This is a genomic window from Micromonospora humidisoli, from assembly GCF_016900955.1.
In the GTDB taxonomy this organism is placed as follows: domain Bacteria; phylum Actinomycetota; class Actinomycetes; order Mycobacteriales; family Micromonosporaceae; genus Micromonospora; species Micromonospora wenchangensis.
The window spans coordinates 281,336-296,990 of sequence record NZ_JAFEUO010000001.1 but is presented as its reverse complement, the minus strand read 5'-3'; the positions used below and the strand labels follow the sequence as shown (position 1 = coordinate 296,990).

The 15,655-nt window shown below is 71.7% G+C and carries 14 protein-coding genes; 5 read left to right on the top strand and 9 right to left on the bottom strand.

What is annotated here, in order from left to right:
- Nucleotides 1–42 precede the first annotated feature (42 nt).
- From ftsX to pruA, 5 genes are all read right to left on the bottom strand, one after another.
- On the bottom strand, nucleotides 43–918 hold the full coding sequence (gene ftsX / locus JQN84_RS01285) for a permease-like cell division protein FtsX (RefSeq protein WP_204956570.1): 876 nt from the start codon (nucleotides 916–918) through the stop codon (nucleotides 43–45).
- A 70-nt stretch (nucleotides 919–988) separates the two neighbouring features.
- Nucleotides 989–1,669 carry a cell division ATP-binding protein FtsE gene (gene ftsE / locus JQN84_RS01280; protein WP_088642977.1) on the bottom strand — a complete coding sequence of 227 codons (681 nt, stop codon included), beginning with the start codon at nucleotides 1,667–1,669 and terminating at the stop codon, nucleotides 989–991.
- Between the two features lie 118 nt (nucleotides 1,670–1,787).
- The gene (gene prfB, locus JQN84_RS01275; protein ID WP_204956569.1) at nucleotides 1,788–2,909 is read right to left on the bottom strand and encodes a peptide chain release factor 2; all 1,122 of its coding nucleotides are present in this window, start codon (nucleotides 2,907–2,909) and stop codon (nucleotides 1,788–1,790) included.
- 64 nt (nucleotides 2,910–2,973) lie between these two features.
- A complete protein-coding gene (locus JQN84_RS01270) occupies nucleotides 2,974–3,489 on the bottom strand; it encodes a PadR family transcriptional regulator (protein WP_067306179.1) in 516 nt (171 codons plus the stop codon).
- Nucleotides 3,490–3,707: 218 nt separating this feature from the next.
- Nucleotides 3,708–5,336: an L-glutamate gamma-semialdehyde dehydrogenase gene (gene pruA / locus JQN84_RS01265; RefSeq protein WP_204956568.1), complete on the bottom strand. Its 1,629-nt coding sequence runs from the start codon at nucleotides 5,334–5,336 to the stop codon at nucleotides 3,708–3,710.
- Between the two features lie 418 nt (nucleotides 5,337–5,754).
- Between pruA and JQN84_RS01260 the strand changes: the two genes are divergently transcribed.
- Nucleotides 5,755–6,741: a hypothetical protein gene (locus JQN84_RS01260; protein ID WP_204956567.1), complete on the top strand. Its 987-nt coding sequence runs from the start codon at nucleotides 5,755–5,757 to the stop codon at nucleotides 6,739–6,741.
- Between the two features lie 16 nt (nucleotides 6,742–6,757).
- Here JQN84_RS01260 and JQN84_RS01255 read toward each other — a convergent pair whose 3' ends face one another.
- Nucleotides 6,758–7,267 carry a DUF6912 family protein gene (locus JQN84_RS01255; protein ID WP_204956566.1) on the bottom strand — a complete coding sequence of 170 codons (510 nt, stop codon included), beginning with the start codon at nucleotides 7,265–7,267 and terminating at the stop codon, nucleotides 6,758–6,760.
- Between the two features lie 197 nt (nucleotides 7,268–7,464).
- On the opposite strand from JQN84_RS01255, the gene JQN84_RS01250 reads away from it, so the two are divergent.
- Nucleotides 7,465–7,692, top strand: a complete 228-nt coding sequence (locus JQN84_RS01250) for a helix-turn-helix domain-containing protein (RefSeq protein ID WP_067306191.1) — start codon at nucleotides 7,465–7,467, stop codon at nucleotides 7,690–7,692.
- Between the two features lie 102 nt (nucleotides 7,693–7,794).
- Nucleotides 7,795–8,376, top strand: a complete 582-nt coding sequence (locus JQN84_RS01245) for an Rv3235 family protein (protein WP_204956565.1) — start codon at nucleotides 7,795–7,797, stop codon at nucleotides 8,374–8,376.
- A gap of 194 nt (nucleotides 8,377–8,570) precedes the next feature.
- Here the strand turns inward: JQN84_RS01245 and secA are convergent, their stop codons facing one another.
- A complete protein-coding gene (secA, locus tag JQN84_RS01240; RefSeq protein ID WP_204956564.1) occupies nucleotides 8,571–11,498 on the bottom strand; it encodes a preprotein translocase subunit SecA in 2,928 nt (975 codons plus the stop codon).
- Between the two features lie 170 nt (nucleotides 11,499–11,668).
- Between secA and JQN84_RS01235 the strand changes: the two genes are divergently transcribed.
- Nucleotides 11,669–12,823 carry a GNAT family N-acetyltransferase gene (locus tag JQN84_RS01235; RefSeq protein ID WP_204956563.1) on the top strand — a complete coding sequence of 385 codons (1,155 nt, stop codon included), beginning with the start codon at nucleotides 11,669–11,671 and terminating at the stop codon, nucleotides 12,821–12,823.
- Nucleotides 12,820–13,959 carry a GNAT family N-acetyltransferase gene (locus JQN84_RS01230; RefSeq protein WP_204956562.1) on the top strand — a complete coding sequence of 380 codons (1,140 nt, stop codon included), beginning with the start codon at nucleotides 12,820–12,822 and terminating at the stop codon, nucleotides 13,957–13,959. Before JQN84_RS01235 ends, JQN84_RS01230 begins: the two co-directional genes overlap by 4 nt.
- A gap of 115 nt (nucleotides 13,960–14,074) precedes the next feature.
- On the opposite strand, the gene hpf is transcribed toward JQN84_RS01230, so the two are convergent.
- A complete protein-coding gene (gene hpf / locus JQN84_RS01225; protein ID WP_204956561.1) occupies nucleotides 14,075–14,695 on the bottom strand; it encodes a ribosome hibernation-promoting factor, HPF/YfiA family in 621 nt (206 codons plus the stop codon).
- 250 nt (nucleotides 14,696–14,945) lie between these two features.
- Complete coding sequence (locus tag JQN84_RS01220; protein ID WP_204956560.1) at nucleotides 14,946–15,653, bottom strand: ComF family protein; 708 nt, start codon at nucleotides 15,651–15,653, stop codon at nucleotides 14,946–14,948.
- Nucleotides 15,654–15,655 lie beyond the last annotated feature (2 nt).

Sequence of the window (15,655 nt, the reverse complement as noted above, 5' to 3'; positions counted from 1 at the left end):
CGGAGAGCCCTGCGGTGACCAGAGCCGCAGGCACAAGCGTGACTAGACCCGCAGGTAGAAGCGGAGCGTGACCCAGGCGGTGGCAGCGCTGATCAGGCCACCGACGCCGGCCATCAGCGGGAACATCAGGAAGATGTCCGACCACTGGACCGGCGAGAGCAGCCCCTCCAACGCCTTCAACGAGCCACTGAACAGCAGTTGCTTCGCCCCGATCAGCGCGATCAGGCCCAGCAACGAGCCGATCAGGCCGGCGACCACCGCCTCCAGCACGAACGGCGCCTGGATGAACCAGTTCGACGCGCCGACCAGCTTCATGACCGCGACCTCACGCCGCTTGCTGTACGCGGCCACCTGGATGGTGTTCGCGACCAGCAGCAGCGCGGCGATCGCCATCACCACCGCGGCGGCCAGCGCGATGTTCTGGATCGCGGTGAGCACGTTGAAGATCTTGTCCAGCAGCCGGCTCTGGTCGACGATCACGTCGACCCCCTCGGTGCCCTGGTACTGGTCGTAGATGTTCTTGTACTGCTCCGGGTTGACCAGCTTCAGCCGGAACGACTCGGGCAGCAGGTCCGGCTTCACGGCGTTCACCAGGTCGGGCGCGTCCTGGTACATCTCCTTGAAGGTCTTGTACGCCTCATCCTTGTTGACGTAGAGGACCTCCTTGACCAGGGGATCGCTCTTCAGCTTGGCGTCGAGGTCGGTGCGCTGCTGCTCGGTGACGTCGGTCTTCAGGAAGATCGAGACTTCGACGTTCTTGTAGTAGAGGTCCTTCATGTCGCCGACCTGTTTGTACATCAGGCCACTGGCGCCGAGCATGGTCAGCGAGACCGCCATCGTGATGATCATCGCGACGGTCATGGTGACGTTGCGCCACAGTCCGACCAGTACCTCGGACAGGACATACTTCATCCGCATCGGGTGTTCCTCCGGCTCTCCGGCGTGAGGTGTTCGTCGTCAGGTCGTACGGCAGGGGTGGAGCGCCGGCTCACCCGTAGACGCCGCGGGCCTGGTCGCGCACGATGCGGCCGCTTTCGATCTCGACGACGCGACGGCGCATCTGGTTCACGATGTTGGAGTCGTGTGTGACCATCACGACGGTCGTGCCGGTGCGGTTGATCCGGTCCAGCAAACGCATGATCTCGATCGAGGTGTCCGGGTCCAGGTTTCCGGTCGGCTCGTCCGCCAGCAGGATCAGCGGGCGGTTCACGAACGCCCGCGCCACCGCGACCCGCTGCTGCTCGCCACCGGACAGCTCGTGCGGGTACCGGTGCTCCTTGCCACCGAGGCCGACCAGCTCCAACACCTCGGGCACGACCCGGCGGGCCACCGCCTTGGTCTTGCCGATCACCTCCAGGGCGAACGCCACGTTCTCGTAGGCGGTGCGGTTCGGCAGCAGCCGGAAGTCCTGGAAGACGCAGCCGATGGAGCGCCGGAAGTGGGGTCGCTTCCAGGAGCGCATCGACGTGACGTCCTTGCCGTTGACGATGACCCGGCCCTTGTTGGGGGCGACCTCGTGCAGCAGCATCTTGATGATCGTGGACTTGCCGGAGCCGGATGGCCCGATGAAGAAGACGAACTCGCCCTTCTCGATCGAGACGGACACGTTGTCGAGCGAAGGCCGGGACGCCTTCGGGTACGTCTTCGTCACTTGCTCAAGCTGAATCACGGGTCGTGAGTCTACGCGGTGTAACCGCAGAGCCAAGTGGCACGCCCCGCCGATGCGGGGCGCGTCATCGATTCGCCCGGTCAACCCGGGATCGACGACGCGCCCCGTTCACGCTCGATCACGCAGCGTCGTTGGCGAGCTGCTGCTGCTTGCGCCAGCGGATGCCGGCTTCGATGAAGCTGTCCAGCTCGCCGTCGAAGACCGAGGACGGATTGCCGGTCTCCTGCTCGGTTCGCAGATCCTTCACCATCTGATAAGGATGCAGGACGTACGAGCGCATCTGGTCGCCCCAGGAGCTGGTGCTGCCGGTCTTCAGGCCGGCCAGCTTCGCCTCCTCCTCCTGCCGCTTGCGCTCCAGCAACCGGGACTGGAGCACCCGCATCGCGGAGGCCTTGTTCTGCAGCTGGGACTTCTCGTTCTGGCAGGTCACCACGATGCCGGTGGGGATGTGGGTGAGCCGCACCGCCGAGTCGGTGGTGTTGACGCTCTGCCCACCCGGCCCGGAGGACCGGTAGACGTCCACCCGGACCTCGTTCTCCGGGATGTCGATGTGGTCGGTCTGCTCGGTGACCGGCAGCACCTCCACCCCGGCGAAGCTGGTCTGCCGGCGACCCTGGTTGTCGAACGGGCTGATCCGGACCAGCCGGTGGGTGCCCGACTCGACGCTGAGCGTGCCGTAGGCGTACGGCACCTTGACGGTGAAGGTGGCCGACTTGAGGCCGGCCTCCTCGGCGTACGAGGTCTCGTAGACCTCCGTCGGGTAGCCGTGCCGTTCCGCCCAGCGCAGGTACATCCGCAGCAGCATCTCGGCGAAGTCGGCCGCGTCCACCCCACCGGCACCCGCCCGGATGGCGACCAGCGCCTCCCGGGAGTCGTACTCGCCGGAGAGCAGGGTGCGGACCTCCATCTCCTGGATGGCCTTGGTCAGCGTGGCGATCTCGGACTCGACCTCGCCCAGCGCCCCGGAGTCGGCCTCGTCCTCGGCCAACTCCAGCAGCACCCGGGCGTCGTCGAGCCCGGACCGCAGGCTGCCCAGCTTGCTGATCTCGCCGTTGACGTACGACAACTGCGAGGTCACCTGCTGTGCCTTGGCCTGGTCGTCCCAGAGGTCCGGCGCGGACGCCTGCTCCTCCAGCCGGGCCTTCTCCTCCCGCAGACGGTCGAGGTCGAGCACCGCCTCGATGTTGCGCAGGGTCGCGTCGAGTTCCTTGAGCTGTTCGGCGTAATCGGCAGCGGTCACGACAGACAAGGGTACTGTGCGTACGGCGGTCCGCTCACGTCACACCACCTACCAGGGCCGATGATCAGCCGACCGGGGCGGTCTTGAGCCAGGACAGCGCGGCCTTGTGGTAGGCGACGGCGAACTCCAGCGCGCTGGCGTCGTACTCGTCGCCCTCCTTCTTGGCGGTCTTGACCTGTTCGCGGACGTACGCGAGGGCCTCGGTGTGGTATTCGTTGGCCGAGGCGTAGAGGTTCTTGAGCTGGCTGGCCGAGTGCAGGTTGCCGAACGCGATCCGCAGGGCGATCGGGTTGCGGATGGTGTCCCGACCGGGATTCTCCGCCAGCCAGCGGGAGAAGGTCCGCTTGCCGGCCGCGGTTATCGCGTAGGGTTGACTCATCCGCGGGCCGGGCTTGCCCAGCCGCACGAAACCACGCTCAGCCAGCACCGGCAACTCACGGTAGACCTGGCTGCGTGTCATCGACCAGTACGGCGCCAGTCGGCGCTCAGCGGCGGCCATCAGTTGGCCACCTGTCATCGGCCCCTCGTGCAACAGACCCAGCAGGGCCGCCGCGGTGGGGTTGACTCCGGAATCCGCCATGCCGTCTAAGCTGCCACTTTGCCGTCCCGGCGTCCAGGATTTCCGGATTTGCCACCCGGGAGGATTTCCAATGTGCACTGTCGGCCGACGACAGTGCTCCCAGGACCACCCCCGACCGCCGCCCCGCCGACCGCGCAGGGCGTGCCGGCCCGTCGCCGGGGTCGGGCGGGCCCGGCCGGCGGGGACGTCGTCGCACGCCACCGCCGGCCGTCGCCGGTTCAGCCCATGTGCGGGTACGTGTGGTCGGTCGGCGGCACGAACGTCTCCTTGATGGTCCGGGGGGACATCCAGCGGACCAGGTTGTGCCACGAACCGGCCTTGTCGTTGGTGCCGCTGGCCCGAGCGCCCCCGAACGGCTGCTGCCCGACCACCGCCCCGGTCGGCTTGTCGTTGATGTAGAAGTTGCCTGCCGCGTACCGCATCTTCTCGGCCACCGCGTCGATCACCTGGCGGTCGGTGGCGAAGACCGACCCGGTCAGCGCGTACGGCGCGATCGACTCGGCCTGGGCGACCACGTCGTCGAAGCGGGCGTCGTCGAAGACGTGCACGCCGAGGATCGGCCCGAAGTACTCCGTGGTGAACGTCTCGTGGGCGAGGTCGGAGCACTCGAACAGGGTCGGCCTGACGAACCACCCGACCGTGTCGTCGGCGGTGCCCCCGGCCAGCAGCCGGCAGCTGTCGTCCCCGGCGATCAGCTCCAGGGCGGCGGTGTGCCTGTCGAACGCGCGGGCGTCGATCACCGCGCCGCCGAAGTTGGCGAAATCGGTCACGTCGCCGTAGGTCAACGCGTCGGCGGTGGCGGCCAGCCGGTCGCGCAGCCCGCCTGACCACAACGACCGGGGCACGTACGCCCGCGAGGCGGCCGAGCACTTCTGACCCTGGTATTCGTAGGCGCCCCGGATCAGCGCGGTGTGCAGGGCGTCGACGTCGGCGCTGGGGTGCGCGACGACGAAGTCCTTGCCGCCGGTCTCGCCGACCAGCCGGGGGTAGCCCCGGTAGGAGGCGATGTTCTCGCCGACCGTGCGCCACAGCTGCTGGAAGACCTTGGTGGAGCCGGTGAAGTGGATGCCGGCCAGGTCGGGGTCGGCGAGCACCACGTCGGAGACCTCCTCGCCCCGCCCGGTGACCATGTTGATCACGCCGGGGGGCAGGCCGGCCGCCTCGAACAGCCGCATGGTGAAGTGCGCCGCGAACTGCTGGGTGGGGCCCGGCTTCCAGACCACGGTGTTGCCGAGCAGGGCCGGCGCGGACGGCAGGTTACCGGCGATCGCGGTGAAGTTGAACGGGGTCACCGCGTAGACGAAGCCCTCCAGCGGGCGGTGGTCGAACCGGTTCCACACCCCCGGCGACGAGTTCGGCTGGGCCGCCAGCAGCTCCCTGGCGAAGTGCACGTTGAACCGCAGGAAGTCGATGAACTCGCAGGCCGCGTCGATCTCGGCCTGGACGGCGGTCTTGGACTGGCCCAGCATGGTGGCCGCGTTGAGGGTGTCCCGCCACGGGCCGGCCAGCAGCTCGGCGGCGCGCAGGAAGACCGCGGCCCGCTCCTCGAACGGCAACGCCCGCCACATCGGCGCGGCGTCCTTGGCGGCCCGTACGGCGGCGCGGGCGTCGTCGTGGGTGGCGTGACCGGTGACCCCGAGCACGTGCGCGTGCCGGTGCGGCTGGACCACGTCGATCGGGTCGCCGCCGGCCATCCGCTGCTCACCGGCGATGGTCATCGGCAGGTCGATCCGGTCGGCGGCCAGCTCGGTCAGCCGCCGCTCCAGCCGCTCCCGGTCGGCGCTGCCCGGCTCGTAGGTGCGTACCGGCTCGTTGCGCGGCTCGGGTACGGAGAACACGGCGTCCATCACAGGCTCCTGGGCGATCTCGACAGCGGCGGCGAAATCGGACCCGCGGGCACCGACCGGACGGCCGGACGCCGGACACCGCGCGGGTAGCTGTTCGCGGCGGCGGGACCTCCGGCGATTCTCCCACGCCCGGCTCGCGGGCCTCACGCCCCGCCCGCTCCGCACCGTGGATCACGAGGCGGACACCCCCCGTACGGCGACGATTCCCCACCGAAAGCGCGATCCGGACGAAGAAAAGCAGGGAGACCGACCCGGTCGGCCGCCCCGGCACGCCCGGGCGTCGGTGCCGGCGGTGCCGCGCCCCGGGCCGGCCAGGGCCCTCCACGCCCAGCCCGGGGCGGTCCGGCCCGCCCGCGTACGCTGGTTCGCGCGAGGGCCCGCCCCGGTGCCGGGGTGGCGCCGTGTCGAAGGGGAGACGATGAGCAACCAGCCCGGCAGCCCGACGGCCGAGTCCATCGACCGGTCGCCGCAGGAGCCGGCCGGGCGCACCGGCTACGCCCCGGGCACGCCCGTGCTGGCGGTGCTGGCCCTCGGCTGGCTGGCGGCGATGCTCTGGTCCACCCGGGAGGCGATCCACTCGGCGGCGGTCGGCCTCACCGCGATCACGCTGTCCGCGTTCGCCCTGCCCGGGGTGATCTCCGCCGCCCTGGTCGCCGGGGCTGCCGTCGCGCTGGCCGCGAGCGAGTTGGCCGCCCGCCGGCTCGGCGACCGGGCCGCGCTGCGCTTCGCCGCGGCGATCGGGGCCGGCATGCTGGTCGGGCTGGGCACCGCGCTGGCGATCAACCTGACGTACGCCGACAACGCCACCACCAACACCATCGCCGGCACCAGCGCGGCGGCGGCAGTCATCGGTGGCGCGCTCGCGGGCGCGCGTACCCCGGGCCCGGTCGGCGCGGTGGTCACCGCCGCCCTCGGCACGCTGCTGTTCGTGGTGCTGTTCAGCCAGGCCCGGGACCCGCTGTTCGACCTGTTCGGCGCGGGAGACTCCCAGGCGTCGCTGGTCGGCGCGGCGAAGTGGGTCTCCCGCACCGAGTCGCTGCTCGGCGGGCTGGTGGCCGGGCTGCTCGCCTTCGGCTATCTCACCTGGGCCCGCCGCCGGGCCGTCCGGCACGCCCCCGACGCCACGGCCCCGCGCTGGCCCGCCTATCTGCTCGCCGGGGCCGGGCCCGGCCTGTTCCTGCTGCTCACCGAGGTGATCATCCGGATCGGCGGGCGGACCCTGCTGGATCTGGCCGGCGCGCTGAGCGAGGCGGACGCGGTGGCCCAGACCAGCATGGGCACCTCGCGGATCGACAACGGCATCTGGGTGCTCTTCGTGGGCGCGTTGACCACGGTCGTCCTCTTCGGCCGCACCCTCGGCCCGGCCCCGCGCGACGACGACCCGCAGGACCCTGCCGAGTCCTGACCCGGCCCCGCCCCGGTCAGGACGCGGTTCGCAGCAGCAGCTCCCACTCGGAGGGGTCGTACCACTCCAGCTCGTGGTCCTCGACCCCGTCGACCGTGAACTGGGCATCCGGGTCACCGGCGAGCGCCTCGACCACCACGTCCACGGCGGCGGCCACGTCCCCGACCGCCTCGGCCCCGTCCACGTGCAGCGCGGCCACCGCCGACGCCGGCAGCGGCCCGTCGAGGTCCACCCCGCTGGAGCCCAGCTCACCGTCACCCCGGCCGACGGCCCCGGCGGGCAGGTCCACCGACACCACGACCCGGCGGCGGGGCGCGTCGGCGTCCTCCCGCAGCAGTTGTAGGGCGTCCTGGGCGGCCCGGGTGAAGGCGACGTACTCCAGTTCCTCCTCGTCGCCCTCGGCGTACCACTCGCGCAGGGCGGGGGTGACCGCGTGGCCGCCGCTGGCCGGCAGCCCCCGCTCCCGCAGCAGGGCCAGCATCGGCACGGTCGCCGGCACGTACACCCGGACCAGCTCGTCGCCCACCGTCGTCTCCCCTGGTCGTCTCCGCCCACCGGGACGGCGGGTGGCCGCCCCGAACGTCGATCATGCCGTACGTCCCGACCGTCATACACCGCGCACCGCCCCGGGGGAAGCCGCCGCACCGGTCGGACATGCGGTGCTGGGCGGGGAAGGCTGTCGGTGGCAAACTGGGCCGAACGACGCCAAGCCGAGGGGTTTCCGTGGAGCCGAGGTTTCTCCTGCTCTCCGACGTGGCCGCCGAGCTGAACGTGTCGGACTCGCAGGTCTACCACATGGTACGCAGCGGCGAGCTGCCCGCCATCAAGATCGGCGGACGGGGGCAGTGGCGGGTGGAGCGGGCCCGGCTGGAGGAGTACATCCAGCTCAAGTACGCCGAAACCGCCGAGTGGGTACGCGGCAACCCGCTCACCGACCGCGACCCGGAGTGACCGGGCCATCCCGCTGAGCCATTGACCCTGGGCATTGCCGTGTCCGACAATCGACGCTGTCGGAAGCAAACGAAGGCAAACGCAGAGAACGAGGGGGCAACGATGGCCGACTCCCGACGTCCGGGGCCGACCCGGCCGCCGATCCGGTTACGCCCGGCCCCCGTCGCCGACCCGCCCTATGTCGACGAGGCGCCGGATCTCTGGCCCCGGCCATCCGGCCAGCTCGCCCTCGACCTGTTCGGCACCGGTCGGCCCGCCGCCGGCCGACCCGCCGGCCGCCGACCCGACCCACGGCCCCGCCCCGGGCACCCGGCCGCCCCACCCCTGCCGCCGCCCGCCACCAGCACCCCCGAGGCGACCCGGGCCGCCCACCGGTTCGTCGGCACCTGCCTGGAGATCCTCAACGGCTACCGGCCACCCGGCCAGATCCGGGCCCTGGTCGAGCCGGGGCGCACCGTCGAGGTGACCGAGCAGATCGCCCGTGCCGCCGCCCGTACCCCGCCGGTCCGGCGACGCTCCACCCGGCCCGCCGTCCACCTGCTCCGGCTGCGGGTGTGCCAGCCCCGCCCGGCAGCGGTCGAGGTGGCCGCCGTGCTCACCGGCGGCGGCCGGAGCTGGGCGATGGCCCTGCGCCTCGAACACCGTCGCGGCACCTGGCTCTGCACCGCCCTCCAGGTCATCTGACCCACCCGACCCGGCTCGGGTGGGGCTACCCAGCCGTGTTGATCAAGAGGTTTGAGTCAGCTTTGACGATCGAACTGACGCAAACCTCTTGATCACCGGGCAGAAGCGGGTGGGGGCAGCCGGGGAGAGAGACGGGGACGCCCTCCCGCTCTGTCGAGCGGGAGGGCGTCCCCGGCACAGGTTGCGGTGAGGTGTCAGGCGCCGCCGTTGGGGGCGCCGTGGCAGCGCTTGTACTTACGGCCGGAACCACACGGGCAGGGGGCGTTGCGCGACGGGCCACCCTCGGCGGCCCGGTCGACCGGGCCGGTGTTCCGCCTGGCGGTGCTGGCTGCGGCGGCCTGACCGCTCGCCCCGGCGGCAGCCGGCCGACGCGACCCGCCGGCGGCCGGTCGGGCCTGCGACGGAGCCTGCGGCTGCCCACCCCCGATGCCGAGCGCCGGCGCGGACGGCTCGGGCTCGGGCCGCTCCACGGCCACCGCACCGGCACCCGCCTCACCGTCGATCGTGGGGGCGGAGTATTGCAGCCCCTGCTGCTGCGGCGCACGGTTGAGGCCCTTGGCGCGGATCTCGACCGGCTTCTCCAGCAGCTGGACCTCCTCGGCCTCCGGCTCCGGCTCCTGGACCTGCACGTCCAGGTTGTAGAGGAAGCCGACCGTCTCCTCCTTGATGCCCTCCATCATGGTGGCGAACATGTCGAAGCCCTCGCGCTGGTACTCGATGACCGGGTCGCGCTGGGCGTACGCCCGCAGGCTGATGCCCTCCTGGAGGTAGTCCATCTCGTAGAGGTGCTCACGCCACTTGCGGTCGATGACCTGGAGCAGCACCATCCGCTCCAACTGGCGGGTGGCCTCCTCGCCGAGGCTCTCCTCGCGCCTGTCGTACGCGGCGTTCGCGTCCTCCCGGAGGCGGGCGAGCAGGAAGTCCTGGTCGAGGCCGGACCGGGAACCGACCTCCTCCTCCAGCTCCTCGACGGTGACACCCACCGGGTAGAGCTGCTTGAGGCTGGCCCAGAGCTGGTCGAGATCCCAGTCCTCGGCGTAACCGTCGCTGGTGGCACCCACCACGTACGCGCCGACGGTGTCGTCGATCATGTTGCGGACCTGGTCGGAGAGGTCCTCGCCGTTGAGCACCCGCAGCCGCTCGGCGTAGATCACCTGGCGCTGCTTGTTGAGCACCTCGTCGTACTTGAGGACGTTCTTGCGGATCTCGGCGTTCTGGCCCTCGATCTGGGCCTGGGCGTTCTTGATCTGCCGGGTGACCATCTTCGACTCGATGGGCACGTCCTCCGGGATGTTGAACCGCTCCATCACCGCCTCGACCGCACCGGCCCGGAACCGCTTCATCAGCTCGTCCTGGAGCGAGAGATAGAACCGGGACTCGCCCGGGTCACCCTGCCGGCCGGCCCGACCGCGCAGCTGGTTGTCGATCCGGCGGGACTCGTGCCGCTCGGTGCCGAGCACGTAGAGCCCACCGGCGGCGGCGACCTCCTCGGCCTCCGCCTCGCACGCCTGCTTCCAGGTGGGCAGGACCTCCTCCATCGCCTTGGCGTACTCGTCCTCCTGCTCGGCCGGGTCGAGGCCGCGCTGGCGCAGCTCGCTGGCGGCGAGGAACTCGGCGTTGCCGCCGAGCAGGATGTCGGTGCCCCGGCCGGCCATGTTGGTGGCGACGGTGACCGCGCCCTTGCGGCCGGCCTGGGCGACGATCTCGGCCTCGCGGGCGTGGAACTTCGCGTTCAGCACGGAGTGCGGGATGCCCCGGCGGCGCAGCAGCGTGGACAGGATCTCGGAGTTCTCCACCGAGACCGTGCCGACCAGCACCGGCTGGCCGGCCTGGTGCCGCTCGGCGATGTCCTCGATGACCGCGTTGAACTTGGCCTTCTCGGTCTTGTAGATGACGTCGGCGCGGTCCTCGCGGACCATCGGCCGGTGGGTCGGGATGGTCACCACGCCGACCTTGTAGACCTTGTTGAACTCGCCCGCCTCGGTCTGGGCCGTACCGGTCATGCCGGAGAGCTTCTCGTAGAGGCGGAAGTAGTTCTGGAGGGTGATGGTGGCCAGGGTCTGGTTCTCCTGCTTGATCTCCACCCCCTCCTTGGCCTCGATCGCCTGGTGCATGCCCTCGTTGTAGCGGCGGCCGTGCAGGATGCGCCCGGTGAACTCGTCGACGATCAGGACCTCGCCGTCGCTGACGATGTAGTCCTTGTCGCGCTTGTAGAGCTCCTTGGCCTTGATCGCGTTGTTGAGGTAGCCGACCAGCGGGGTGTTCACCGACTCGTAGAGGTTGTCGATGCCGAGCCGGTCCTCCACCTTGGCCACGCCGCGCTCGGTGACCGCGATAGTGCGCTTGGCGTAGTCGACCTCGTAGTCGCCCTCGCCGTCCTTGCCGGCCTGGAGCCGGCCCACCACGGCGGCGAACTCGCCGTACCAGCGGGCGGAGTGCTCGGCGGGGCCGGAGATGATCAGCGGGGTGCGGGCCTCGTCGATCAGGATCGAGTCGACCTCGTCGACCACGGCGAAGTTGTGCCCGCGCTGGACCAGTTCGTCGCGGGACCAGGCCATGTTGTCGCGCAGGTAGTCGAAGCCGAACTCGTTGTTGGTGCCGTAGGTGATGTCGCACTCGTAGGCGGCGCGGTGCTCGGCGGCCGGCCGGTTGGGCAGCACCACGCCGACGGTCAGGCCGAGGAACTCGTGCACCTGGCCCATCCAGGCGGCGTCACGCTGGGCCAGGTAGTCGTTGACCGTGACCACGTGCACGCCCTTGCCGGACAGCGCGTTGAGATAGACGGCCATGACCGAGGTCAGCGTCTTGCCCTCACCGGTCTTCATCTCGGCGATGTTGCCGAAGTGCAGCGCCGCGCCACCCATCACCTGGACGTCGTACGGCCGCTGGCCGAGCACCCGGGCGGCCGCCTCGCGCACCGTGGCGAACGCCTCGGGCAGCAGGTCGTCGAGGGTCTCACCGTCGGCGAGCCGCTCCCGGTACTGGTCGGTCAGTGACCGCAGCTCGTCGTCGGTGAGGTTGACGTAGTCGTCCTCGATCGAGTTGACGGCGGCGGCGATGGCCTTCAGCCGGCGCACCATACGGCCCTCGCCCGCGCGGAGGACCCTTTCCAGAATCGACACGGATCAACGCTCCCCTAGACAGTCTCGAACCATCGTAGGCGCTCAGTCGGCGCGATGGTCACTGGTGGCGGCGGTCCGACCCGACCAAACCGACATAACGCTCGGCTCAACCCGCCGCCCGGCGGTTATCCGGTTACGCCCACCGCGAACGATCCGGCACGATGACTCGGATGGAGCCTGTGGAGATCATCGAGGACGGCCTGCTGCTGCGTCCGTGGCTCGCCTCGGACGCGGACGACGTGCACCGGGCTTGCCAGGACCCGGACATCCAGCGCTGGACCACCGTACCGCGTCCGTACCGGCCTGAACACGCCCACGGCTTCGTCACCGAGGTGAGCCCCCGCGCCTGGGCCGACGGCAGCGGGGCACCGTTCGCGGTCTGCGACGCCGGCACCGGCGAACTGCTCGGCTCCTGTGGGCTGGTCGCGGTCGACCGGGACGTCGAGACCGGCGAGATCGGCTACTGGACCGCCCCCTGGGCCCGGGGCCGGGGGGTCACCGTACGGGCCACCCGGGCGGTCGCCCGCTGGGCCTTCGACGCCCTGGCGCTGCGTCGGCTGATCTGGCAGGCCGAGGTCGGCAACCACTTCTCCCGGCTGGTCGCCCTGCGGGCCGGCTTCCAGATCTCCGGTGAGCTGCGGCTCGCCCGACCCGCCGGGGACGGCCGGGTCGAGGGCTGGGTCGGCTCGCTGCTGCCCGGCGAGGTGCCGGCGGCCGGCGCGGACGGTCCGGCCGGGCCGGGCACCCTGGACGCCCGGCGGGCCGCCGTGTTCGGCCGACCGCAGCCCGTCCTGTTCGCCACCGCCGGGGACACCGAGCTGCGGCTGCGGCCGATGGAGGAACGCGACCTGGACGCTGTCGCCGCCACCTGCCGGGACCCGGACACCGTCAGGTGGACCGGCGTGCCGCACCCCTACCAGCGCACCGACGCCGAGCGGTACCTGGCCTACGGCGGGCTGGCCTGGGCCCGGGGCGGCAGCGCCTGCTTCGTGCTGGCCGACCCGGACGACGCCTTCGCGGGCACCGTCGACCTGCGGTTGGACCCCGTCGACCCGCTGCGGGCCGAAGTCGGCTTCATGACCGCACCGCACGCCCGGGGCCGGGGCTGGATGCCGGCCGCGCTGGGCGCGCTCGCCGCCTGGGGTGTCACCGGCCTCGACCTGACCCGGGTCGAGTGGCGGGCCCACGTCGGCAACACCGCCTCCCGGCGGGCCGCCGAGAAGGCCGGCTTCACCGTCGAGGGCACCCTGCGGGGCGGGGTGTCGCAGCGGGGTCAGCGGGTCGACGCCTGGATCGGCGCACTGCTCGCCGAGGACCTGACGTGACCCCGGAGGTCGTCGAGGCCGGCCCGGTGCGGCTGCGACCGTTCCGGCCGGACGACGCCGAGGACCTCGCCGCCGGCCGCGACGATCCGGTGAACCTGCGGTTCAACCCGGTGGGGATGCCGCATCCCTACACGGTCGCCGACGCGCACTGGTGGATCGCCGAGGGCGCCCCGGCGGCGTGGCGCAGCGGCGGGGCCGCGTACGCGATCGTCGATGCCGGGACCGACCGGCTGGTCGGCGGGGCCGGGCTCAGCCAGGTGGTGCCGGGCCGGGGGCAGGCGGAGCTGGGCTACTGGGTGGCACCGCGGGCCCGGCGGCGCGGGATCGCCACCGCCACCACCCGGGCCCTGGCGACCGCCGCCTTCCAGGCCGGCCTGGCCCGGCTGGAGCTGCTGGTCAGGGCCGAGAACCCGGCCAGCCAGCGGGTCGCGCTGGCCGCCGGCTTCCGCCTTGAAGGGGTACGCCGGGCTGCCGGCCCGGGCCGTGACGGCGACCGGTACGACCTGCTCGCCTGGGTACGCCTCGCCGGCGACCCGCCCGGCCCGGTCCCGCGCCTGCTGCCGGACCTGCCCGACGGGCGGCTCACCGACACGGTGGTGACCCTGCGCCGACTCGCGCCTCCCGACGCCGAGGTGCTGCACCGGTTGCACACCCGACCCGAGGTGGTGGCGACCCGGGTCCGCCCGGTCCCACCGACCAGGGCGGACATCGACCGGCGCTGCGCCGTCGCCGAGAGCGACTGGCTGACCGGCCGGGCGGCCGACTTCGCGGTGTGCGACGCGGCGACCGGCACGATGGTCGGCGGTTGCGCCCTGGTCCACGACGAGCCGGCCACCGGCCAGGCGATGATCGGCTACAGCCTGCTGCCCGAGGCGCGCGGCCGGGGACTGGCCACCCGCGCGGTCCGTCTGCTGGCCGGCTGGGCGTTCGACCAGGTCGGCCTGGCCCGCCTCTGGGCCGGCACGGCCCCCTGGAACACCGCCTCCCAGCGGGTGCTGGACCGGGCGGGTTTCCACCGCGAGGGCGTCATGCGCGCCCGCCTCCCCGCCCCGACGCCGGACACCCCCCGCCCCGACACCGTCCTCTGGTCCTTCCTCCCCACCGACCCCACCGCCCCCCGCCCACTTCCCGGGTGATCAAGAGGTTTGCGTCAATTGGATCTTCAACTCTGACGCAAACCTCTTGATCACCGCCGCAGGGCGGCGGGCCGCAGGACGGCGGGCCGGGGCGGAGGGAGGTGGTGCGGGTGGGTCAGGTGTCGAGGGAGATGATGCCGTAGTCGTAGGCGTGGCGACGGTAGACGACGCTGGGGCGGCCGGACTCCTTGTCGTGGAACAGGTAGAAGTCGTGGCCGACGAGTTCCATCTGGAACAGGGCGTCGTCGACGGTCATCGGGTCGGCCGGGTGCACCTTCGCCCGCGCGATGTGCCAGGGCTGGTCGTCGTGCTCCTCCGGGCGCTCCTCGACGGCGGTGGCCGTGCCACCGGCGGACACGCCCGCGTCGTTCAGGCCGGCCACCGGCAGACCGGCGGTGGCGGCGGCGACCGAGATCGGCGCGTGCCGACCCCGGTGTACGCGGCGGCGGTCGGCCGCCCGGCGCAGTCGGGTGTCCAGCTTGGCGATCGCGGCGTCCAGCGCGCTGTAGAAGTCGTTCGTGCATGCCTCGGCCCGCATCACCGGGCCCCGGGAGACGCAGGTGATCTCCACTCGCTGGCAGGTGTCGGACTGCCGGGGATTGCGTTCGTGGAACAGCTCCACATCGACCCGGATGAGCTTGTGATCGTAGCGTTCGATTTTTGCGAGTTTCTCCGCTACGTGTACCCGGTAATGGTCCGGCACTTCGACGTTTCGACCCTTGACCACGATGTCCACGTGACCTCCCTTTTCCGGATGGCCGGCTGATCTTCGAATCCGGTCGCGCGACCTCGGGAGGGCCCCTGGGAGCGTCGACCGGTCAGGTACGGCTACGCCTCCTTCCACCGTCGGGGGCTGGTGGGAAACCTTCCTACCCCCGACACGAAAACGCTAACTCCTGTACGGCTGACAGTCACCCCCGGTTGCGGGAAACCCTCAGAGAATTAACAGCAACCAACACCATGGGGTGAAACAGAAACACGAAGCGTCACCGGTGCCGCCGTTTTTGCGTTGCACCCAGCACGGCCGCTCCGTATGGCGTCATTCCCGCCGCCCGCAAAGTCCGACTCACCGCCGCCACTGTCGCCCCGGTGGTCAGGATGTCGTCCAGCACCACCACCGCCCGGCCGCCGGCACCGCGCCCGGCCCAACCGGGCCGCAGCCGGAACGCCGACTGGGCCGCCGCGGCCCGACCCGCCCGGTCCAGCACCACCGAATCCGGCCGGGGCAACGCCCGCACCGGCACCGCCGTCCGCACGTCCCAGCCGGCCCGCCGCAACCGGGCCGCCGCGTGCCGGGCCAACCGGGTCAGGTGGTCGCCATAGCGTTCCCGGGCCGCCGCCGCCCGGTCCGGCACCGGCACCAGCAGCACCGGCCGGGCCTGGCCCACCGAGGCCGCCACCACCTCCGCCAGCAACCCGCCCAACGGCCGGGCCAGCCCGTGCCGACCCCGTTCCTTGTACGCCAGCAGCGCCTCCCGCAGCGGTCCCGCGTACGGGCCGAGGGCGTGACACGGCGGCAGGTCGGGCGGGGCCGGGGTGGGCCGCGCCGGCACCGGGCGCAGCGCGGCGAGGCGGCGTACACACTGCGGGCAGCAGCCCTGCCGCAGCCGCGCGTCCCGCCGGCCGCACCCCGCGCACCCGGTCGGCAAGACCAGATCGGTCAGGTCGGCCCAGAGCCCGCCCACGTCCGGCACGG